The sequence below is a fragment of the Pseudomonas sp. 58 R 12 genome (assembly GCF_900005865.1).
Classification (GTDB): domain Bacteria; phylum Pseudomonadota; class Gammaproteobacteria; order Pseudomonadales; family Pseudomonadaceae; genus Aquipseudomonas; species Aquipseudomonas tritici.
On the sequence record NZ_CVTP01000001.1, the window covers coordinates 13,444 to 36,244 of the forward strand.

Annotated in this window: 18 protein-coding genes; 5 read left to right on the top strand and 13 right to left on the bottom strand. The window is 59.9% G+C overall.

Features of this window, described 5'->3' with window-relative positions; translation table 11 throughout:
* Positions 1-19 precede the first annotated feature (19 nt).
* The 12 genes from BFP95_RS00055 to BFP95_RS00110 all read right to left on the bottom strand — a co-directional run bounded on the left by BFP95_RS00055 (position 20) and on the right by BFP95_RS00110 (position 16,269).
* On the bottom strand, positions 20-1,723 hold the full coding sequence (locus BFP95_RS00055; RefSeq protein ID WP_065908842.1) for an AMP-binding protein: 1,704 nt from the start codon (positions 1,721-1,723) through the stop codon (positions 20-22).
* 31 nt (positions 1,724-1,754) lie between these two features.
* Entirely contained in the window at positions 1,755-3,053 is a 1,299-nt protein-coding gene (locus BFP95_RS00060; RefSeq protein WP_065890866.1) for an acetyl-CoA C-acetyltransferase, read from the bottom strand.
* Positions 3,050-3,940, bottom strand: a complete 891-nt coding sequence (locus BFP95_RS00065; protein ID WP_065871997.1) for a MaoC/PaaZ C-terminal domain-containing protein — start codon at positions 3,938-3,940, stop codon at positions 3,050-3,052. Before BFP95_RS00065 ends, BFP95_RS00060 begins: the two co-directional genes overlap by 4 nt.
* A 3-nt stretch (positions 3,941-3,943) precedes the next feature.
* Entirely contained in the window at positions 3,944-5,287 is a 1,344-nt protein-coding gene (locus BFP95_RS00070; protein WP_065871998.1) for a 3-oxoacyl-ACP reductase, read from the bottom strand.
* 152 nt (positions 5,288-5,439) lie between these two features.
* Complete coding sequence (locus tag BFP95_RS00075) at positions 5,440-7,965, bottom strand: acyl-CoA dehydrogenase (protein ID WP_065871999.1); 2,526 nt, start codon at positions 7,963-7,965, stop codon at positions 5,440-5,442.
* A 198-nt stretch (positions 7,966-8,163) separates the two neighbouring features.
* Positions 8,164-9,618 (bottom strand): outer membrane protein transport protein, encoded by a 1,455-nt coding sequence (locus BFP95_RS00080; RefSeq protein ID WP_065872000.1) that lies wholly within the window; start codon positions 9,616-9,618, stop codon positions 8,164-8,166.
* Between the two features lie 101 nt (positions 9,619-9,719).
* Positions 9,720-10,214, bottom strand: coding sequence for an alkane oxidation protein activator PraB (gene praB / locus BFP95_RS00085; RefSeq protein WP_065872001.1), 495 nt, complete (start codon positions 10,212-10,214; stop codon positions 9,720-9,722).
* Positions 10,215-10,855: 641 nt separating this feature from the next.
* Entirely contained in the window at positions 10,856-12,310 is a 1,455-nt protein-coding gene (locus BFP95_RS00090; protein WP_065872002.1) for an outer membrane protein transport protein, read from the bottom strand.
* A 128-nt stretch (positions 12,311-12,438) separates the two neighbouring features.
* On the bottom strand, positions 12,439-12,933 hold the full coding sequence (praB, locus tag BFP95_RS00095) for an alkane oxidation protein activator PraB (RefSeq protein WP_065872003.1): 495 nt from the start codon (positions 12,931-12,933) through the stop codon (positions 12,439-12,441).
* Positions 12,934-13,064: 131 nt separating this feature from the next.
* On the bottom strand, positions 13,065-13,559 hold the full coding sequence (gene praA / locus BFP95_RS00100) for an alkane oxidation protein activator PraA (RefSeq protein ID WP_065872004.1): 495 nt from the start codon (positions 13,557-13,559) through the stop codon (positions 13,065-13,067).
* A gap of 136 nt (positions 13,560-13,695) precedes the next feature.
* The gene (locus BFP95_RS00105; protein ID WP_065890863.1) at positions 13,696-14,976 is read right to left on the bottom strand and encodes an alkane 1-monooxygenase; all 1,281 of its coding nucleotides are present in this window, start codon (positions 14,974-14,976) and stop codon (positions 13,696-13,698) included.
* A gap of 294 nt (positions 14,977-15,270) precedes the next feature.
* Positions 15,271-16,269 carry an alpha/beta fold hydrolase gene (locus BFP95_RS00110; RefSeq protein WP_065880703.1) on the bottom strand — a complete coding sequence of 333 codons (999 nt, stop codon included), beginning with the start codon at positions 16,267-16,269 and terminating at the stop codon, positions 15,271-15,273.
* A 267-nt stretch (positions 16,270-16,536) separates the two neighbouring features.
* Here BFP95_RS00110 and BFP95_RS00115 point away from each other — a divergent pair, with 267 nt between their 5' ends.
* The 3 genes from BFP95_RS00115 to BFP95_RS00125 are packed head-to-tail and all read left to right on the top strand — an operon-like array spanning position 16,537 to position 19,811.
* Entirely contained in the window at positions 16,537-18,075 is a 1,539-nt protein-coding gene (locus BFP95_RS00115; RefSeq protein ID WP_065880702.1) for a flavin-containing monooxygenase, read from the top strand.
* Positions 18,072-18,962 (top strand): SDR family NAD(P)-dependent oxidoreductase, encoded by an 891-nt coding sequence (locus BFP95_RS00120; protein WP_065890861.1) that lies wholly within the window; start codon positions 18,072-18,074, stop codon positions 18,960-18,962. Before BFP95_RS00115 ends, BFP95_RS00120 begins: the two co-directional genes overlap by 4 nt.
* 15 nt (positions 18,963-18,977) lie before the next feature.
* Entirely contained in the window at positions 18,978-19,811 is an 834-nt protein-coding gene (locus BFP95_RS00125; RefSeq protein ID WP_065872009.1) for a metal-dependent hydrolase, read from the top strand.
* On the opposite strand, the gene BFP95_RS00130 is transcribed toward BFP95_RS00125, so the two are convergent.
* Positions 19,808-21,883, bottom strand: coding sequence for an EAL domain-containing protein (locus BFP95_RS00130; RefSeq protein ID WP_065872010.1), 2,076 nt, complete (start codon positions 21,881-21,883; stop codon positions 19,808-19,810). The two genes, BFP95_RS00125 and BFP95_RS00130, sit on opposite strands and share 4 nt — an antisense overlap.
* 308 nt (positions 21,884-22,191) lie before the next feature.
* Here BFP95_RS00130 and BFP95_RS00135 point away from each other — a divergent pair, with 308 nt between their 5' ends.
* Entirely contained in the window at positions 22,192-22,458 is a 267-nt protein-coding gene (locus BFP95_RS00135; RefSeq protein WP_065880700.1) for a hypothetical protein, read from the top strand.
* A gap of 13 nt (positions 22,459-22,471) precedes the next feature.
* Positions 22,472-22,801 carry a DUF6388 family protein gene (locus tag BFP95_RS00140; protein ID WP_065872012.1) on the top strand — a complete coding sequence of 110 codons (330 nt, stop codon included), beginning with the start codon at positions 22,472-22,474 and terminating at the stop codon, positions 22,799-22,801.

Sequence of the window (22,801 nt, forward strand, 5' to 3'; positions counted from 1 at the left end):
GATCACCTAAACCTTCGAATCAGCGCAAGGCGCGGCGCAGGACTTTACCCACGGTGGTCTTGGGCAACTCGGTGGTCCGAAACTCCACATACCTGGGCACCTTGTACCCCGTCAGATACTCCCGGCAATGCACCAGGATCTGCTCCTGCGTCAGGTTCGGGTCCTTGCGCACTACGATGATCTTGACCTTTTCCCCCGTCACGCCATCTTCCACCCCAATCGCCGCCACTTCCGCCACCCCTGGGTGCAACGCCACCACGTCTTCGATTTCATTGGGGTACACGTTGAAGCCCGAGACCAGGATCATGTCTTTCTTGCGATCCACCAGACGGATATAGCCACGCTCGTCCATCACACCGATATCGCCGGTCGACAGCCACCCCTCGGCATCCAGCACCTCGGCGGTGGCTTCCGGGCGTTTCCAGTAGCCCTGCATCACCTGCGGCCCGCGCACCTGTAGTTCGCCCTGCTCGCCAATCTCGGCCAGCTCGCCGTCTTCACGGATAAACCGCACCCAGGTCGACGGCAATGGCACGCCGATGCTGCCGGTGAATTCCATCTCGCGCATGCGCGCAATATTGATCGGGCTGATGCTCACCACCGGCGAACACTCGGTGAGGCCATAGCCTTCGATGATCGGCAGCCCGGTGACTTCCTTCCAACGCTTGGCCACGGCGGTGTGGGTGGCCATGCCGCCCGCGATCACCATGCGCAAGTCGGAAAAGTCCCGCGCGCAAAACGCCTTGTTTTCCAGCAAGCCATTAAACAACGTGTTGACCCCGGCAATGCCGTTGAAGCGCTCCTTGCGCAGGATCATCTGCACCCGCTTCACGTCCCGCGGGTTGGCAATCAAGATATTGCGCCCGCCCAGGCACATGAACATCAGGCAGTTCACCGTCAGCGAAAAAATGTGGTAAAGCGGCAGCAAGGTGACGTTGGTTTCCTGCTTTTGCTGGTCCAGTTGGTCACCGACCCAGGCCTTGGCCTGCAGCAGATTGGCGATGATGTTGCGATGGCTGAGCATCACGCCTTTAGCGTCGCCGGTGGTGCCGCCGGTGTATTGCAGGAAAGCCAGGTCGTCGAGGTGCATTTCCACCGGAAAATGATTGAGCCCGCGCCCCTGTTTCAAGGCCTGATTGAACCGCACCGAGCCGCGCAGATTGAACGCCGGCACCTGCTTTTGCACGCTACGCAGGATAAAGTTCATCGCCGCGCCCTTGAAGGTGCCGAGCAAGTCGCCGATGGCCGCGATGACCACGCGCTTGACGCTGCTGCCGGCAATGACTTTTTCCAGGGTATGCGCGAAGTTTTCGAAGATCACCACGGTCTGCGCGCCGCTGTCCTTGAGCAAATGCTTGAGTTCATGGGAGGTGTACAGCGGGTTGACGTTGACCACCACCGCGCCGGCCAGGATCGTACCCAGCAGGCAGATCGGGTACTGCAAGCAGTTGGGCATCATCAACGCCACGCGGTCGCCCTTTTGCACACCCTGGCCCTGCAACCAGGCGGCGAACGCAATGCCTTGCACCTGCCAGTCGGCGTAAGTCATTTCGGTGCCGATGCTCACATACGCCACACGCTCGTGGAATTTCTCCAAGTGTTCGAGGAACACCTCGCGCAACGATGGGTAATCTTCAATCGCGGCATCGATATCCGCCGGGACGCCAGGCAGGTAAGCGTCAAGCCAGATCCGTTCGGTTTGTTCCAGGCTTACAGCGTTCATGGCAGTCTCCTTGTTGTTGTTTTTGATAGAGCTACTTTTCGACGATGGCGGTAATGCCCAGTCCGCCTGCCGCACAGATGGAAATCAGGCCGCGCCCGCCGCCGTTCTCATGGATGATCTTGGCTAGCGCTGCCAATTGCCGGCCTCCGGTGGCGGCGAACGGGTGACCGCAGCCCAGCGAGCCACCGTTGACGTTCATTTTCGCCCGGTCAATGGGGCCCAGCGGCGCGTCCAAGCCTAGACGCTCGCGGCAATAATCGGCGTCTTCCCAGGCCTTGAGCGTGCACAGCACCTGGGCGGCAAAGGCCTCGTGGATCTCGAAAAAGTCGAAGTCATTAAAGCTCAGGCCTTCACGTTTGAGCATGCGTGGCACCGCGTAGGCCGGGGCCATCAGCAGGCCTTCGGTGCCGTCGACAAAGTTCACGGCTGCCGTTTCGCCGGTCCGCAGGTAAGCCAGCACTGGCCAGCCGTGCTCGGCTGCCCATTCTTCGCTGGCCAGCAACACCACCGAAGCGCCATCGGTCAGCGGCGTGGAGTTGCCTGCGGTGAGCGTGCCGTTCTGGCGGTCGTAAGCGGGTGACAGCCCGGCGAGTTTCTCCAGGCTGGCGTCAGCGCGTAGGTTATTGTCCCGGGCCAGGCCGCGATGGGGGCTGATCAGGTCGTCGAAGAAGCCACGTTTGTAAGCGGCATCCAGGCGCTGATGGCTGGTGAGTGTCAGCTCATCCTGGGCCAGGCGCTTGATCTGCCAGCGCTTGGCCATTTCCTCGCAGTGTTCGCCCATGGACAGGCCGGTGCGTGGCTCACCATTGCGGGGCAGCAAGGGCTTGAAAAACATCGACGGCCGAACCTTGAGCAGCGCTTTCAGCTTGTCGCCCATGCCCTTGGCGCGGTTGGCCGCGAGCAAGGTGTGGCGCAGGGATTCGTTGATGCCGATGGGGGCGTCGGAGGTGGTGTCGGAACCCCCGGCAATGCCCACCTCGATCTGGCCCAGTGCGATCTTGTTCGCCACCAGCAATGCGGCTTCCAGGCCGGTGCCACAGGCTTGCTGCACGTCGTAGGCTGGGGTGTCCGGGGACAAGGTGGTGGACAGCAGCGACTCACGCGCCAGGTTGAAATCCCGCGAATGCTTGATCACCGCCCCGGCGGCAAACTCACCCAGGCGTTGGCCGTGCAGGTTGTAGCGGTCGACCAGCCCCTGCAAGGCGGCGACCAGCAGATCCTGGTTGCTGTCGTGGGCGTACACCGTGTTGGAGCGCGCAAAAGGGAGGCGGTTACCGCCGATAATCGCGACGCGGCGAACCGGAGCTCGGTTGAAGCTGTAATCAGTCATTTAAGGCTCTCTTTCCAGACGAACAGTCCACGCATGTGAGGCTTGTCACCTGCGAAATTGCGGACTTCAAACTCACGGCAAGGGCCCGCTGCCGGACGGTTCCACAGCGCGACCTGGCCGGGCAGGAAGATCGGCAGCTTGAAATCGCAATGCGCCTCGGCCTGGTCCAGCCCACCGGGCGGTTGCTGCGCGGCAAGGGCGCGGCCCAAGGTCCACATGCCGTGGGCGATGGCACGGCGAAAGCCGAAGATTTTCGCGCCGATCACCGACGTGTGGATCGGGTTGAAATCCCCCGAGACCTTGGCAAAGCGCCGGCCCAGGTCGGCGGGCAGCACCCAACGTTGAGTGCGCAACAACCCTTCTTCCTGCAACGGCAACGCGTCGTCCCAGGGCTCGCCGACCGGGTCGTTGACATCCCGGCGCAGGTACAGGCTGTCGCTCTCCCATACCAGGGTGCCAGCACTGTAGGCACGGGTCGCGATGCTCAACGCCTGCCCCTTGGGATGCGCGACCCAGCGCTCGCAATACACTTCCAGGCGCAAGGCCTGGCCTTCGTGCAGGCGTTGGTGCTGACGAATACGATTCGCCAGGTGCACCATGCCGCTGGCCGGGTACGGGAAACTCGGGCGGGTCAACAGCATCAGGTGCAGCGGGAACGCCAACACATGGGGATAAGACAGCGGCACGCCTTGCTCGCGGCGAAAACCACAGGCACGGCCATACGCGGCAATGCCAGCGGCGGATAACTCCACTGCCGAGCGCACCAGGCGTTCCTTGGGCAATACAGGCGCACCGTCGAGCGCTGGCTTGCGCAAGGCCCGCACGCCGTCCAGCAGCAAGCGGGTGCGTGATGGCGGTGGGTCGATAATCTGTGTCACGTAGTCCATGGCTCAGGCTCCCAGCAGGCTTTGGCCGCACACGCGTACGACTTGGCCGTTGACCCCGCCAGACGCAGGGTGCGCCAGCCAGGCAATGGTCTCCGCCACATCGATCGGCTGCCCGCCTTGGGACAGCGAATTCATGCGCCGCCCCGCTTCACGAATCATCAGCGGGATCTTCGCGGTCATTTGGGTTTCGATAAACCCCGGCGCCACCGCATTCACGGTGACGTGCTGCGCCGCCGCACGCGGTGCCAGGCCCTGGACCAGGCCGATCACACCGGCCTTGGAAGTGGCGTAATTGCTTTGCCCGAGGTTGCCAGCGATGCCGGAAATCGACGACACGCACACGATGCGCCCACCGGGGTTCAACCCTTGGTTTTGCAATAACGCGTCGCTGAGTTGCAGGGGCGCCTCAAGGTTGACCGCCAGCACGCTGCGCCACGCCGTCTCGGTCATTTTGGCGATGGTTTTGTCGCGGGTGATCCCGGCGTTGTGCACCACCACGTCAAAAGCGCCGTATTGACTGACATGGGCCTGCAGCAGTGCGCCGGCATCCGCTGCAGTGATATCCAGGGGCAGCGCCGAACCGCCGACACTCTCCGCCGCGTGTTGCAGCGACGCCTGGGCCTGCGGTACATCCACGCACACCACATGGGCACCGTCGCGCGCCAACACTTGGGCAATCGCCAAACCGATGCCACGGGAAGCGCCGGTGACCAGCGCGCGGCGGCCGGCGAAGGGTTTGTCCCAGTTGACGGGAACCTGGCCGTCCACCGGTTTTTCCAGGCGCACCACCTGCCCCGATACATACGCCGACCGGCGCGACAGGAAGAACCGCAGGCTGCTGTCCAGTGCGTCTTCGGCGCCCGGCGCCACGTAGATCAGTTGCACGGTGATCGCCCGGCGCAACTCCTTGGCCAGCGAACGCACCAACCCTTCAAGGGCGCGTTGGGCGATGGCTTGGGGCAAGTCCTGGCAGTGTTCCGGCGCGGTACCGAGTACCACCACGCGGCCGTGCTGACCGAGGCGCTTGGCGTTGGCATGGAAGAACACATACAGCTCATCCAGTTGCTGCAGGTCGGCCACGGCGCTGGCGTCAAACACCGCGCCCTGCACGTTCACCGTGGACGGCGCCTTGAGCGAGGCCGGGGTGGCGGTGACGGTGTCGGTGGCCGCGAAAATCCGCTGCACCTCAAAGGCCAGGCGCCCTGCCCCGGCGAGGATCACCGGGTTGGCCAGGCCTTGCTGGCCGCTGCGATGACGTTGCAGCGCCAAGGGTTGCGGCAGACCAACGGCCTGGGCCAGGCGACGGCCCCAAGGGGAATTGACGAAAGAAAGGTAGCTGTCACTCATAGGTAGTTCTACTCACAACGCTGTCTTGGCTGTAAACCCGATCAGTGTGGGAGCGGGCTTGCTCGCGAATGCGCCGTTTCAGTCACCCGATGCAGCGACTGATCCACCGCATTCGCGAGCAAGCCCGCTCCCACATTTGGATCGTGTTTCTCCTAATTCACCGAGGTACTTTCACCTTGGGCGGTTCGGCGCTTTGGCATAGGCTCCAGCGCTTGCTTGCGCCGCTGCAACGCCTCCAGCAACCCGAAGTCCTGCGGGAAGTCATCCACTTGGATGCCGTGGTCGGCGTATTCCACATAGCGACCGAGCAAGGTGTCTTCGTCGTCGCTGATCAGGTCCAGCGCCCGCGCCTTGACGCGCCAGACGGTGAAGGCCGTGGCTGAGATCGGCATCGGTTCGATCAAGCCCTGCTTGACGGCGGGCTTGAGTCGGGCGTCGATCAGCTCCACCTGCGGCAACAGGCGGAAGCCCAGTTCGCCGTAGGCCAATTTGTCGATTTCCGGACGTGGGATGTAGGAATTGGCCAGCAAGCGGTCGCGGGTTTCGCCTGGTGTCTGCACCACATCCGCCACCTGGGCCAGCAGACGGTCCGAAGGTTTGCGCAACGGGATACCGAACGGGAACGTCAACGCCCGCACCACGGCCGCCGCCGCTTTTGACGGGTAGTTATCGAGTACCTCGGCCAGCGCTTCATGAGCCCGCAGCAATGCATCCTGGGCCGACCAGTGCACCAACGGCAGGTCCGCCTGGGGCCGGCCGTCATCCTCGAAGCGCTTGAGCACGCAGGACAAAATGTACAGCTGCGACAGAATATCCCCCAGGCGCCCGGTGATACTTTCCTTACGCTTGAGGGCACCGCCCAGTACGCCCATGGAAACGTCCGAAATCAACGCCAGCACCACCGACAGACGATTGGCCTGGCGATAGTAGGACGCCAACGCGGGGTCGGTCTTGGCCGGTACGGATATCAGCCGCCCCGCTGTCAGAGAATGCACTGCCGCGCGTACGGTGTTAGCCAGCACAAAGCTCACATGGCCGAACATCGCGCTGTCGAAGTCTTCCAGCGCCTTGCGCCGGTCCGGGTTGCTCGCTGCTTCCATCTCGCGGAACACATAGGGATGGCAACGAATCAGCCCCTGGCCATAGATGATCAGGCAGCGCGTCATGATGTTCGCGCCTTCCACGGTAATGGCGATGGGGCTTTGCTGATAGGCACGCGCCAGGAAGTTATTCGGCCCCATGCAGATGCCCTTGCCAGCAACGATGTCCATGCCGTCATTGACGATGATGCGCGCGCGCTCGGTGACGTGGTACTTGGCGATGGCCGAGATCACCGAAGGTTTCTCACCCGCATCCAGGGACGCTACCGAGACTTTACGCACCGCATCGCAGGCATACAGGTGCCCGGCCATGCGTGCCAGTGGCGCCTGCACGCCTTCGAATTTTCCGATCGGCAAGCCGAACTGTTTACGCATGGCAGCGTAGGCCGTGGTGCCGCGCACCGCGACCTTGCCCAGGCCGACGTTGGCCGACGGCAAGGAAATCGCCCGCCCCGCTGCCAGGCATTCCATCAACATGCGCCAGCCATTGCCGACTTGCTCGCGGCCACCGATCACCCATTCCAGTGGGATGAAGACATCCTTACCGGTGGTAGGACCGTTCTGGAACACAGCATTCAATGGCCAATGACGGCGACCGCTGTTCACGCCGGGATGGGACGTTGGAATCAGTGCACAGGTGATGCCGAGTGAGCCGGGAGCACCGAGCAAGCCGTCCGGGTCTTCAGCGCGGAATGCCAGGCCCAACACCGTGGCAATCGGGCCGAGGGTGATGTAGCGCTTGTCCCAGGTCACACGAAAACCGAGCACTTCCTCGCCTTCATGGGTGCCTTTGCAGACGATGCCCAGGTCGGGAATCGCCCCCGCATCAGAGCCGGCATAGGGGCTGGTCAGCGCGAAGCACGGAATGTCTTCGCCCCGCGCCAGACGCGGCAGGTAGTAATTGCGTTGGGCATCGGTGCCGTAATGCAACAGCAGCTCCGCCGGACCGAGGGAATTGGGCACCATCACCGAAATCGCCGCCGCCGAACAGCGCGTCGACAACTTCATCACCACTTGCGAGTGCGCGTAGTGGGAGAACCCTTTGCCGCCGTATTGCTTGGGAATGATCATGCCGAGAAACCCGGCATCCTTGGTGTACTGCCAGCCTTCGGGTGACATGTCCTGCCACACCTGGGTGGTTTCCCAGTCATTGGCGATGTCGCACAGGGTTTCCACTTCGTTGTCGAGAAAGGCTTGTTCTTCGGCGCTCAGACTGGCTGGAGCAGCTTGCAACAGGCGCTGCCAGTTGGGCTTGCCGCTGAACAACTCGGCGTCCCACCACACAGTGCCAGACTCGATGGCGGCGCGCTCGGTGTCGGACATCGCCGGCATGATCGTACGAAACAGGCCTAGGGCCTTGCTGGTAAGCAAGGTGCGGCGCAGGGGCTTGATCGTCATCAGCAACGCGGGCAACACCACCAGCACGGCCGCGACGGTGGTACCGAATCCGGCAACCACGTTGAACAGGTAACCCGCCGCCAGCCAGACCAGGCCGGCACCCAACCACAGGGTGGCGGCAGCTTGTCGATATGCCAGGGCAATCGCTGCTGCGAAACCCACCAGTAACCAGATAACCATGGAGATACCTCTACTTGATTCAGGGTACGGCCTACGTGCGCCGGGTCGGATGACCTGCGGCGTAACGCCACACTACAAAATTCGAAAACTATATTCAAATTTTGTTTTGAAATAATTATTTAACGCTAGGGCAAAAAAATGACGGCCGAGCGGGCCGCCTGGTCCATCAACACGCTGAGCGGATCACCCAGCGAAACATCAGAACGTGTAGGTCGCCGACAGGCTGATGACATCGCCGGACGCCTTGACCTTGCCATTGAGACTCGCGCCGCCCAGCCGGTCTACGTTTTGGGTCCTCAACTTCACCTGCTCAGCGAACTGATGGGAATAGGCAATATCAAGCGTCAGGCCCTCGATTGCCTTTACGTCGTACCCGGCGCCAACGGACAGAAAGGTGCGATCACCATCCGGGATCCGCGGGTCACGGGTCGAGTTACGGGTAGGCGTCTGGTCGACGGCCACGCCCGCACGCAAGGTCAGTTCATCGGTGGCACGAAAGTCTCCACCCAGGGAGTACATCCAGGTGTTCTGGTAGTTGTAGGGAATAGAGACGATCGTGAGGTCACCGGACTTGAGCGTCAGGTCCTTGAACGCCGACCACTGCGTCCAAACCACGCTTGCCCCCAGTGTGAATCGATCATTGAACCTGTGCACCCAGTCCAGGCCCGCGGTGGCAGGGATATCCAGCTGGGTACTGGCATGCGCACCGTTCGGAAACAGCTCAAGTCCCGGATAAGCCGTGCCCACCAGCGTACCGCTGCCGCCAAATGGGCTCGGTTGGGTCATAAGGTTGTAGGAAAACTGATCGGCATGAATGTTGTATTTGCCGGTCATCTTGTTCTTGATCCTGGCGTGGTAATTCAGACCCAGGGTGTCTTTCTCCGTAGGTTTCCAGACGACGCCGGTAAACCAGCCTGCTGAAATATTGTCGACTTTGACCCGTATCAACGCGCCGCCCACGTCCGATGGGAAAGGAGTGCCGCCGAGTATGGAATCGGACACCGCCGCTGCCGACAGCAAGTCGATGTTCTGGCTGACGAAGCCCTTGCTGTGCTGAACGATCACGCCGCCACCGATGGAAAACTCGTCGTTGACCTTGAACGATAATGACCCCGTCAAACCCACGGTTTCGATTTTGGTATCCACTGCAAAACCGCGCAGTTTCGAGTCTTCATCCCAGGTGGATCGCATGCCTTGGGGTACAACCTGGCTCAGCCCGAAGGCAAATTGGTCACCAAGCGGCATCACCATGAAACCCGTCGGTAGCCAAGCGGAAAAACCTCCTTGGCCACCGTCGTTGTTGTTCACGGTAGTCGCTGTGGGATCAGGGAAACCGCTGTCATCCAGCGGGGTACTGGAAATTGGGTTGCCTGCGTAATCAGAGGCCGCGCCTGTGTATTTGATCTTGATGCGTGCGTAGTCGACCGTGAACTGCGCAACGTTACGGTCTATGAACGCCATGGCAGCTGGGTTGTTGTACGCAGCGCTCGGATCGTTCTTGAACAGCGAACCACCGGCAAATGCCCTGCCCCAGCCAGGCGCACCATAAGTCGGGGTGGAGAAACCACCGGCGTGCACAGGTGCGGCAATCATCAGCCCGCCCATAAACGCCAACCCCAGGAGAACCTGTACCGGTCGTGTCTTGTCATTCATACGGTATTCCTAATGCCATCTCATATAGCTAAACCAACAGACGCCTGGTGAAAGGCGCCTGTCTTTTAACGGGCAATCAGCCCTGTGTGCTCAAGCCACCCTCAAGGCACAACGGTGAACGCTGGCGTTGGCTTGACACTCAGGCTCACTACCGTGCAGTTGCCGGCCAGCGGTTGATTGGTCGCCGTCAACACACCGCCGCTGTAGTTGCCTGTGATAGTGGAAGCACCGCAATTGGAGACCGGGTACAGAATAGAACCCGCGATGGTGTACCCGACATTTGTCACAGAACCCGCCGTGGCCCCCGTCGCCGTCAATGTCCAAGGCAAGCCGGTAATCTTGGGCAGGCTGCACAGACCACCACCGGTGATGGCTACAGCGGTAATTTTTGCAACGCCGGCGGCGTCGACATTGCCGGTAAAGGTGGCCCCGCAGTTAACAGCAGCTTGGTAGGAAGACGGGGATTTCACCGAGATCGTGCCGGGTGCAGTGAAGTTGGTGTTTACCGGGGTAATGCTGTACGCATTGGCCATGGAAGCGGTCCCCATGCAAATAGCCAGGGCAGACAACGACACGAGGGTTTTAAAGTTCATCATTATATTCCTCACATATAAAGGCGAGTTATTCGCCGGGGTAATGACCAGGATCGAGAAGTTAAAGGAACATAGCGAAACCCCTTGATCCGGCCAAACTTCAAATCAATGATCTATACATAGCTAGAATCAATTCATTCGGTAATGGTGTGTGAGAGTGCAGTAGGCGCTGCCAAGCGGGCACGGCCTTGCGATAAGTGAACAGCCCCATGGGAACCTAGGCAGAGAGGGCAGAATACTTTAGGTAATTGCATCGCCAGCACTCTTCCCTCAAAATTATTTTTATTCGGACATAGCAACTTTCATACAACTAAGCATGCGCCGAAATAGGAAAAATCTGAGCGATGGAAATCAGCGTTTTATTCAGAGCGTGATTGCGTAACCCACTCCAGATACTTTGGCTTGCGTCACGGTAGGGAAGTTGTGGCGGCTCCTCAGAGCAGCGCTACGAAGGGTAATTGCGTGTCGGATTAGGATGGGCTCGGAGCAACACTGCAACAAGTTGCTAGCGATAAGATGCGAGAGGCATGGGGCAGCAGGAATGTTGATATGAGAAGAGTTCGCTGTCGCTGAATTGAGGACGAACCGCTGGTTGAAGGCAGCAAGATGCGCTTGATGCCTTCTTCCATCGGCCTCCGCAAACGTCAGAACGCGTAGGTTGCCGATAAGCTGACGACATCGCCCGACGACTCGGCTTTGCCGTTGAGGCTGGCGCCACCCAGGCGATCGACGTTCTGGGTCTTCAGCTTGACCTCCTGAACGAACTGGTGGGAGTACGCAACATCGAGACTCAAACCCTTGACCGCTTTGACATCGTACCCAGCGCCCAACGACAGAAAGGTGCGGTCCCCATCCGGGATCCGTGGGTCACGGGTGGAGTTGCGGGTGGGTGTCTGGTCGATGGCCACACCGGCACGCAGGGTCAATTCATCGGTGGCGCGGAAATCGCCGCCGACCGAGTACATCCAGGTGTCTTTATAGTTGTAGGGGATGGAGACGATCGTCGCGCCTCCCGACTTGAGCGTAAGGTCTTTAAACGACGACCACTGCGTCCAGGTCACGCTGGCGCCCAGGGTGAATCGGTCGTTGAACTGGTGCACCCAATCCAGGCCCGCAGTGGCAGGAATGTCCAGTTGGACACTGGCATGGGCACCGTCCGGCGCCAGTTCAAGGCCGGGATAAGCCGTATTAACCAGTGTGCCGCTACCGCCGAAAGGGCTCGGCTGGGTCATGAGGTTGTAGGAAAACTGATCGGCGTAAATATTGTATTTACCGGTCATTTTGTTTTTGATCTTGGCGTGGTAGTTCAAGCCCAACGTATCTCGGTCCGTGGGTTTCCACACGACGCCGGTAAACCAGCCAGCCGAGATATTGTCGACCTTGACACGCATCAATGCGCTACCGACATCCGATGGAAACGTGACCCCGCCCAGGACGGAATCCGACACGGCAGCGGCAGATAGCAAGTCGACGTTCTGGCTTACGAAGCCCTTGCTGTGCTGCACGATCACGCCACCACCGATGGAGAATTGATCATTGACCTTGAACGACAGGGACCCCGTCAAACCCACCGTTTCGATCTTGGTGTCCACGGCAAAGTCGCGCAGTTTCGAATCCTGATCCCAGGTGGAGCGCATGCCTTGGGGAACGACCTGGCTCAGGCCGAAAGCGAACCGATCCCCCAGGGGCATCACCATGAAACCGGTTGGCAACCAGGCCGTAAACCCGCCTTGCCCGCCGTCGTTGTTGTTAGCAGTGGTCGCCGCGAGGTCGGGAAACCCTCCTGCGTCCAACGGAGTACTGGAAATCGGGTTACCTGCATAATCAGAGGCATCGCCCTTGTACTTGATCTTGATACGCGCATAGTCGACGGTAAATTGCGCAACGTTATGCTCTACAAAAGCCATGGCAGCTGGGTTGTTGTACGCCGAGCTCGGGTCATTCTTGAACAGCGAGCCGCCCGCAAAAGCCCGACCCCAACCTGGCGCGCCGTAGGTCGGCGTTGAAAAACCGCCGGCTTGCACGGGTGCGATCACAATCGCCCCTCCTATCAGCGCCAGCCCCAGCAAAACCTGCACATGTTGTTTCTTATTATTCATGCGGCACTCCTTATTGTTATCTGAGCCGGTCCCGCCGGTTCGTCTTGCTGCCTGGCTATTCATGAACTGGCGCCTGGTTCAGGCGCCAGTTTTCAATGGGTGATCAACCCTGTGTGCTCAAGCGGCTCTCAAGGCACGATGGTCAGCGCAGGGCTTGGTGTCACGCTCAGGCTCACCACGGTGCAGCTGCCGCTCAGCGTCTGGTTGGCTGCCGACAGCACGCCGCCGCTGTAGCCCACGGTAATGGTGGACGGGCCGCAATTGGAGGCCGGGTACAGAATCGAGCTGGCGATGGTGTAACCGACGTTGGTCACAGAACCGGCAGCCGGGCCAGTGGCGGTCAAAGTCCAGGGCAAACCAGTGATCTTGGGCAGGGCGCACAGCCCGCCACCGGTCACCGCCACGCCCGTGATTTTTGCAACGCCCGTCGCATCAACATTGCCGGTGAACGTCGCACCGCAATTAACGGTGGCTTGGAAGGAGGATGGCGATTTCACCGAGATGGTGCCTGGCGCGGTGAAGCTGGTGTTAACCGGAGCGATGCTATAAGCGTTCGCCATGGAAGCAGCACCCATGCAAACAGCCAAAGCAGACAACGATACGAGGGTTTTCAAGCTTTTCATTGTTTTTCCTCACATGTTATGGCGAGTCATTCGCCAGGGGGTAATGGCCATGATCGAGAGGTCACGGTGAAACTGCAGAACTTCCCTTTCCAGCCAAATCTCAATTCAATTACCGCAACAACATTTAATGTTTATTCAACCACTTTGAAGTTCGGTGGCATCTTGATCGACACCGTCTTGATTGTGCAGTCTTCGCCAATCGGTACATTCGCGGCTTCCAACTTACCGGTGGCGTTATCCCATGTTCCCTCGGCGGTAGAAGGCCCGCACTTGCCGCCTAAACCAAAGGCATGAACATCCACGCTGATTTTCGACATAGAACCACTCTTGGTGTCTTTGGCAACTAATACCCAGGGCAGGTTAATGGCTTCGACTCGGCTGCATTTGAGGCCGCCATCGAATTCAACTTTGTCGACATTCACCGATGAGCCGTCGGCCGCCACTTTGCCGGCGACCTTGATGGTGCAGTCGGCGCTGATCAGCGCACCTTTGGAAAAACTGATGGGGCCCTGGGCGGTAAACGCACTGCCGGCAGGCTCAATGCGCGCAGCTTGAGCCTGGTGATAGACGATCAGGCCCAGCGCGGCCAATACGATATGGGTGGTGAACTTGGCAGGTGATTGCATAGTGTACGTCCTTCCCTTTAAATTATTTTTGTTCGGGTCAAACACTGTTTTTTTGCAACTCATTTGGAGAATCCTGGGCGATAGAGACCTGCGCGATGCACAGATCCCGAGCGCACAACACATGTTTTAATTCACCTCAGAACGGCTTGGCACTGCCGCTGTATTTCTCCAGATACTTCAAGCGTTGTGAAGGTTGAAGATTGGTCAGGGTGATATCCCCGGCATAATGGTTCAGCACTCGATGGTCCATGCGACGGCGCCACAAGTAAGGCACATAGGCCCAGACAATCATGCTCGCATAGCCGTAGGGAAGTTGCGGCGACTCATCAAAGTGGCGCAACGACTGATAACTACGGGTTGGGTTGGCATGGTGATCGGAGTGCCGCTGCAATTGGAACAGAAAGATATTGGTGACAATACGGTTGCTGTTCCATGAATGCCGTGGTGAGCAACGCTCATAACGACCATTGGGCAACTTCTGGCGTTTAAGCCCGTAATGCTCGACGTAGTTCACCACTTCCAGCAGCGAGAAGCCGTAGATGCCTTGGATGATCAGGAACGGGATCACTGACACGCCCAACCACGCGATCATCGCACCCCACAGCACCACGCTGTACATCCATGCGCTGAGTACGCCGTTCTGCCAATGCCAGGCGGGCAAGCCGAGCTTGCGCAGGCGTTCGCGCTCCAGGTTCCACGCCGAACGGGCACTGAGCCATACCGAGCGGGGCAGGAAGGCCCAGAAGCTCTCCCCCAGGCGCGAACTGGCTGGATCTTCCGGTGTAGCCACACGTACGTGATGGCCACGGTTGTGTTCGGTGTAGAAGTGGCCGTAGAAGGTCGGGGCCAGGGTGACCTTGGCCAGGAACACTTCCAACGCGTTGGGCTTGTGTCCCAGTTCGTGGGCCGTGTTGATCGCGATGCCGGTAGCGGCACCTGTCGACATGGCCATGCCCAGGTAGGTGAACCAGCTCGCTTCGCCATGCAGCTGAGTGCGCGCAGTGATGTAGCTGGCGGCGTGGGACAACCAGTTGGACGGTTCCAGGTTCGCGGCAGCTTGCAACAAACCACCCCGGATGATCCAGTCGATACCGCCGGCGGCCAGCCAACCGGTGATCACCACCGATGAAATGACGAACAGCACGCCCGTGTAGACGATCCAGCGGTAATAGCTTTGGGATTCGAGGTGGCTGACGGCGGATTCGGGCGGGTTGCTCACATCCTCACCAAGCAAGCCGTCGATCAGCGGGATCAGGCCGAAGATCACCAGCACGCCAACCCACCAGAGTTGCTGGATACCGGTGGAAATGGCCAGGGCACCGGAGAGCAATGGCGTGGCCAGGGGCATGATGCCCAGCCACCACAGGTGACGCTTGCCGTCGGTCCATACGCTTGGGGCTGCCAGAGTCTGATTCATGGCAACCTCCGTGGCAGGGAGGCAGAAAAAAGGTTCGGGGAGCGCTGAATGCTCCGAGAAATCAACCATGCGATAAAAGGCGTTTTTTTCATTTTTATTCGCTCTTAGGCATTTCAAAAATCATTTCAAAATAAACATTGAAATATTTTTTTAAAGAAATAGCGCGGAATCGATAGGTCGTCAACTACTTTTTCGAGGCCTTTTCCGCGTGACTGGGCAGTCTGTTTTTCTGCCGTTTGGTCAGGTCTCTAGGGCAAGCATTTCGGACCGTCCACCGCGCAGTGGAGGCCACGATTATTTGTTTGCCAAGGCAAATGGCGGATGCAGGATCGCGGCGGTTTCCGGCGGCCGGGCACGCTTGGCCAATTGCATTACCGCCTCGACCACCCGCGCCGTGGCGGTGATCGGCAACATATGGCCGCGCCCTTCCACCACCTGCAGCTTCAGGCCGGGGACCCTGTCAGCCAGGGCCTGCCCGTGTTTGCGAAAGTCCAGGACCTTGTCACGCGCGCCATAAATCAGGCTGATCGGCAGCGTCAGTTGCGGGTAGCGCTTGACCATGTCCGGTAGGTAATCGTTGACCAGCGCGATCTCGCTGGACGCCGCATAGAAGTTGTCGGGCCGCATGCCCAGCAGCCCGCCGCCCCGGGTAGCAAAATCCTCTGGGGCAGTGTCCGGAGCGAACACGCCCTTGACCACCGAGCGGCGTGTGAGCAGGCCCATTGGCACGGTCAGGGTGTGCGAAACCCAACGCCGCAGCAGGGCCGGTCGTACCGCCAGTGACCAGAACACCAGGGGCAATGTGGGTTGGGGATGGGTCAGGGGTGCCACCAACACCAGGCCAGACACGGCATGGGGATGGTCCAGGGCCAGCGCCAGTGAAATCGCGCCACCGAGGGAATGCCCCAGCACCAGCGGTTTTTCCAGGCCCAGCGTGTCGATAAAGGCTGCCACTTGCCGCGCCTGGGCCGGCAAGTCTGCGGCGGTGCCTTTATGGCGCGTGGAATAGCCCGACCCCGGACGGTCAAGCGTGATCACTCGAAAGTGCTCGCGCAACTGGCCGGACAAGGCATAGGTGAGGTTGCGACTGCTGCCCATCAGCCCGTGAATCATCAACAGCGGTGGGCCCTTGCCCTCCTCGTAATAGTGAAAGCGCTCGCCATTCACTTCCATATAGCGCCCGTTGCTCGGAACGGCAGCTTCGATACGCCGCGTCATCCAGGCACTGAACCCCCACAAAGCAGCGCTCACGCCTATAAACACAGCCGCAGCGATAACCCATTCAACAGCCATAGCTCGGTCCTCTGCATCCCTACTGCTGGCGACCCGACCGGAATTGATCAAGGCCTCAGCCATCGTCCACACCCTGGACCTAAACTTCGTGCCTGTCCGTCGGACAACTCGCACATGAGGAACCTGGGACTAGCGTAGGCGATATTTTCAGGTAGATTATTTAAAATCTTTTTTAAAATAAGTAATTCAATTTTTCTTTGCAATGGTGTTCTATCTAAAAGACAAAACAAGAAAGCGAGCACACCCGATGCCCACGAAGGACTGCTTATGAATGCCCAGAGTGATTCAATCGACATTGCCATCATCGGCTCAGGCTTTGCCGGCCTGTGCATGGCGATCAAGCTCAAGGAGGCCGGGTTCACCGACTTCTTTATTGCCGAACAGGCCGACACCCTCGGCGGCACGTGGCGGGACAACCACTACCCAGGCTGCGCCTGCGATGTGCAGTCCCATGTGTATTCGTTTTCCTTTGCGCCCAACCCGGACTGGACGCGACAGTTCGCGCCGCAGGCAGAGATCCGCGCTTACCTGGAACAATGCGCCACGCGCTTTGGGTTGGCGCCCTACCTGCGCTTCGGCATGGGCCTCAAACGCGCGGTGTTCGACGACCAACAGCAACGCTGGCAGTTGAGCTTCAGCGATGGCCGTCAGGTCAGTGCGCGGGTGCTGGTGTCGGGTATGGGCGGCTTGTCGCGCCCGGCGCTGCCGGATATTTCAGGGCTCGACAGCTTCAAGGGCAAACGCTTTCACTCCCAACAGTGGGATCACGATTATTCCTTGAAGGGCAAACGCGTGGCGGTGATCGGCACCGGCGCCAGTGCCATTCAGTTCGTGCCGCAGATCGCGCCGCAGGTGGCTCACCTGGACCTGTTCCAACGCACCCCGCCGTGGATCATGCCCAAGCCCGACCGCGCGGTTTCGCCCTTCGAACGCTGGCTGTTCAAGCACCTGCCCTTCACTCAGCGCCTGGTGCGCGGCGCCTTCTACTGGGCGCTGGAAGGCCGCGTGGTCGGATTTGCCCTGCACCCACGGCTGATGAAGATGGTGCAGAAAATCGCCTTGCGCCACCTGCATAAACAAGTGGCTCGCCCTTCCCTGCGCAAAACGCTGACCCCGGACTACACCATCGGCTGCAAGCGCGTGCTGATTTCCAATGACTACTACCCAGCGTTGTCGCGCAGCAATGTGGAGGTGGTCACCCACAACGTGCTGCGCATTGAAGCTGACGGTGTGATCACCGCCGACGGCATCAAGCACCCGGCCGATTGCCTGATCTTCGGTACCGGCTTCCAAGCCACCGATCCCCTGCCCCGCGATTGCATCATCGGGCGCGGTGGTGTGGACCTGATGGACACCTGGCAGGACGGCGCCCACGCCTACAAGGGCACCACCGTGCCGGGCTATCCCAACCTGTTCCTGATCGTCGGGCCCAACACCGGCCTGGGGCATAACTCGATGATCCTGATGATCGAAGCCCAGGTCACCTACATCCTCGACGCACTCCAGCACATGCAGCGGCATCGCATCGCCACTGTCGACGTCAAACCCAGTGTCGAAAGCGCCTACAACCAACAGTTGCAAGACAAGCTCAAGCGCACCATCTGGAACACCGGCGGTTGCCAAAGCTGGTACCTCGACCCGCGCACAGGCAAGAACACCACCCTATGGCCCGGCTCGACCTGGCGCTTCAAGCAGGTCACCCGGCAGTTTGCGCTCAAGGACTATGTGGCCGACCTGCTACCGGTCAACGCGCCCAGCCGTCCAGTGCCGGCGCCCCACTCCACCGCAGAAGGCAGCCTGTCATGAAGTCATTCAACGGTCGCGTAGCGGCCATTACCGGCGCGGCATCCGGCATGGGTCGCGCCCTCGCCCTGGCCCTGGCTCGGGAAGGCTGCCACCTGGCGCTGGCGGACAAAAACAGCCAGGGCTTGGAACAGACCGAGGCGTTGATCAAGACCTCGACCCTGGCCCCCGTGTTGATCACCACCCAGGTGCTGGATGTTTCCGACCGCCAGGCCATGCTGGATTGGGCCGCGCGCTGCGTTGCCGAACACGGCCAGGTCAACCTGGTGTTCAACAATGCCGGGGTGGCGCTGTCGAGCACGGTGGAAGGTGTGGACTACGCCGACCTGGAATGGATTGTCGGCATCAACTTCTGGGGTGTGGTCCACGGCACCAAGGCGTTCCTGCCGTATCTGAAAGCCTCGGGTGACGGCCATATCGTCAACACCTCCAGCGTATTCGGCCTGTTTGCCCAACCCGGCATGAGTGGCTACAACGCTACCAAGTTTGCCGTGCGCGGCTTTACCGAATCCCTGCGCCAAGAGCTGGATATGCAGCGCTGCGGCGTCTCTGCCACCTGCGTACACCCGGGAGGCATTCGTACCGATATCTGTCGCAGCAGCCGTATCGACGCGAACATGACCGGTTTCCTGATCCACAGCGAACAGCAGGCCCGCGCCGACTTCGAGAAGCTGTTCATCACCGACGCCGACCAGGCCGCCAAAGTGATCCTGCAAGGCGTGCGCAAAAACAAGCGTCGTGTGCTGATCGGCCGTGACGCGTATTTCCTCGACCTGCTCGCCCGGTGCTTGCCGGCGGCCTATCAAGCCTTAGTGGTATTCGCCAGCCAGCGCATGGCCCCAAAAGCCCGCACGCCGGTGTTTGAAACCAACGACGAGCCCCGTCTCTGAACAGGAGCATGCACTATGTTACCGATCCGCCGTGACATCCATTTTGACCTGCCCGCCGAGCGCATCAAGGACTGGCATGAACAGGGTCCGTTCATCACGCATTTTTTCAACGCGTTGTCGCTGTTGTTCCCCCAGGGCGAGCTGTTTTTCATGGACAGCGTGCGCCACTACCGCCAGCACATCGATGACCCTGAACTGAAGAAAGAGGTCCAGGGTTTTATCGGCCAGGAGGCCATGCACAGCCGTGAGCACGTGGCCTACAACAACCTGCTGCAAGAGGCAGGATTGCCGGCACACACCCTGGACCGACGGCTTAAATTCATCCTCGACCTGCAGAAAAAACACCTGCCGCCGTCCTTCAACCTCGCGGTGACCATTGCGCTTGAACACTACACCGCGATGCTGGCGGAAATACTCCTGAGCGACCCGACACGTTTCGGCCATTCACTCAAAGGCTACCAGCAGATGTGGTACTGGCACGCCCTGGAGGAAACCGAACACAAGGCCGTAGCCTTCGACGTGTGGAACCGCGTGATCAAGCCCGGCCCCAAGCGTTACTTGCTACGCACCGGGACCATGCTGACCACCACGTTGCTCTTCTGGCTGGTGGTATTCGATTTCCACCTGCGCCTGCTGATTGCCGACCGCAAATCGGGGGGGCACCTGAAAGGCTTCTGGCGCATGCTGAAGTTTCTGTATGGGCCCAAGGGGGTTTTCCCACGGATGCTGGTGCCGTGGTTGCATTATTTCAAACCCGGTTTTCACCCCTGGGACCATGACAACCGGGCTCGTCTGGCTGGAATAGACAGCCTGGTCGAGGAAATCGAGCAGACCCAGCGCGGTTATTAGCCCTCGGCTAACGCGGCACGCGCTCGCACAAAGCCTTCCAACTGATCGCCCGGCAGCGCCTTGCTGAAATACCAGCCTTGGATAATCAATTCGGCGCCGGTGTTCAGGAAGGCCAACTGCTCGGCAGTCTCTACCCCTTCCACCACCACACCCAAGTTCAGGGCCTCACAAAAACGCAACATGCCGGTCATGACCTGAGCGCCCTTGGGATCATGCTGGGCCACCACGAAACTGCGGTCGATCTTGATGAAGTCCACCGGAAACTGGTGCAGGTAACTCAAGGCCGAAAACCCGGTGCCGAAGTCATCGATGTAAACCTTGGCACCCATGGCTTGCAGCTTCTGGATGGTCTGGCGCGTGGCCTGGATATCACTGACCAGCGCGTCCTCGGTGATTTCCACCGATACCTGCCCGTGGGCCTGGGCCAGAATCTCCACAAGGCGCTCGCCATAGGCAGCGTCGGTCAGGGTCGCGCTGGAAATATTGATGGTCATCGGCAAGGCAAAGCCAAGTTTTTGCCACTTCTGGTATTGGCGAACCGCCTGGGATGCCACCCACACATCCACGTCCGGCATCAACTGCGCCTGGGCCAGCCATTGCAGGAACTCCCACGGCGAATGCACCGTGCCCTGGGCATCACGGGCTCGCATCAGCGCCTCACAGCCGGTGCATAGGCCGGTGCGAGTCGAGACCTGCGGCTGGAATTCGAGGTAGAACTCGTAGTCGCTGATCTGCTGGATGCGGCTCAGCTCAGTGGCCTGGCGCGCCAAGGTCTTGTGCGAAGCGAGCACCGGGTCCAACTCGCGCAACCGGCCCTTTTCCTCAAGGCCACGGAAGGTCATGTCCAGGGACTTGAGGTAGACCGTGCCGCCCTCAGTGGCCTGGCGATGAATCGCGTGCACATACGGCGCATACACCAGCGTGCCCAGGGCCAGCAGTGCCAGTTGCAGCGCCACCGCCGCCAGGTCGCCGTGGGTGCTGAGATAGGCGTTGAGCAGCACAGGCGCCGTGAACGGTACGCTGACCACTGCCGGCGACACCCAGCCCATCTGCACCACGGTTAACGCCACCGTGGCGTTCAACGCCGGTACGATCAGAAACGGTATGAACAAGCGCGGGTTGAGAATGATCGGTAAACCGAACAGCAGCACTTCACTGACGTTGAACAGTGAGAGCGGCACACTCGCCACCGCCAACAGGCGCATGGACTGGCTCTTGGAGAACAGCAGGATCGCCAGCAACAGGCACAATGCACCGCCCGAACCACCGATAAACGCAAAGCTGCCCAACAGGCCGCTGTTCAACACATACTTGATGGGCTCGCCCGCTGCCGACGCCGTGCTATTCAGCACTACGGCCTGGTCCAGCACATCGAACAACGGTTGCATGGCGTACACACCGTGGATCCCGAAAAACCACAGCAGCGAATTCATCAATGTCACAAACAGGCCGCTGCCGTAGGGCGATTCCAACGCATTGAGTACCTGCGGCCCTTGGAGTTGGGCCACATAGGGCACCTGCAACAACAAGGACAGCACTGCCACCAACGCCAAGGCAGTGATCGCCCCCGGCACCACCATGTTGATCGTACCTCGCAGGTTGTGCCCCACCAGGTCTTCGTTGACCACTCGGGTCCAGCGGTAACGGTGCAGCCAGGCAATCGCCGGCACATTCAACAGCGGCGAGGCAATCGCGATAAACAGTACGAAGGTGGCCGAGGCGCGCGGGTACTCCCGCAGGACAAACGTCGCCACTACCACATGAGCCAGGCACAGGAATGCCACCGGCAGCTGCGGCAGGCGATGTTGGATCGCCAGCATGTAGCCAATGGAAGCGGCCACCAGCAGTGGGATGACGGAGCTGATCTGATTGTGGAGGCCGGCGAGGAACGCCACCACCTGCGGGTCGAAGCCAAGCACGCGAGCACATTCAGACAGGATCAGAAAGCTCGCTGACACCAGCAGGCACGGCAGGATCCACAACAACCCTTCGCGGATCGCTCGCAGCGACTCCGTGCTGGCCAAGGCGGCCAGACGTTGGGTGAAGAAAAGCTTGAACAGCGTTTGCGCCATGACCCATCCCTCTGCCCATCGCCCACTGTCCCTGGAAGGCAGCGCCGTAAACACGGGCTAACGCTACACGTCCAGGCACAGTGAGCGAAAGCTTTTTGCCATTCCTCCGGGTGTTTTTTCAACAATGGATGACAGGAAATTCGCTGAATATTTCCAAATAATTGACTTTTCTAAGCTGGGCCCATCGCGGAGTCTGCTTCAATACTTACTGCCTGTGTGTTTATGGGTGCAGGCTCGCGGCGCCGGGGGCGCAACTGATCAAGGAAGGTTGTTGCAAAGGAAGCAGGCACCAGGGAGATAAGCTGGCTATGCAAAGTAAGCTGCCAATGAAGGGGCACCCGCTGTTTTTCAACGTGCTGCTGTGGGTGTTCGGCGTCGCGCTGCTGTTGATCAGCAGGGGCGTTATTGAACGGGCGACGGGGTCCCCCAACAATAGCTCTGTGGACTTGGCCCTCGTGCTGAGCGCGTATCTGTTATTGTTTTTACTCAACCCCATACGCGCCTGGACCCACCGCCGGCTGCGCAAACGCGCGCGTCGCCTCTGTGCATCCCACCGACCGGAATCCGGCCCTTGATTGGAGCAAGCCTTTGTCACCACCTGGCGATAACCACCAGTTAGCACTGGACAGGTTCCTCAACGAACACCCCGATGTGGCCACCGAACTCAATACCCTGAACCCGCTGGCCGCCCAGGCCAAGGGCGAAACCCTGGCGCAGTACCGCGCCGAGCGGCTGCATGAAGCCTTCGAAGCGGAAGCCGAACGCCAAGGCCTGTTTGCCTGGGAATTGACCCTCAAACTGACCTCCGAGTCCGCCGAAGCCTTCGAAGCCCAGCGCCTCGAGGTGCACAGGGAAGTGGCGCAGATGGCGGGCCTGGGCTGGAGCGAGTACTGCCAGCTGCATGACCTCCCCGGTTGA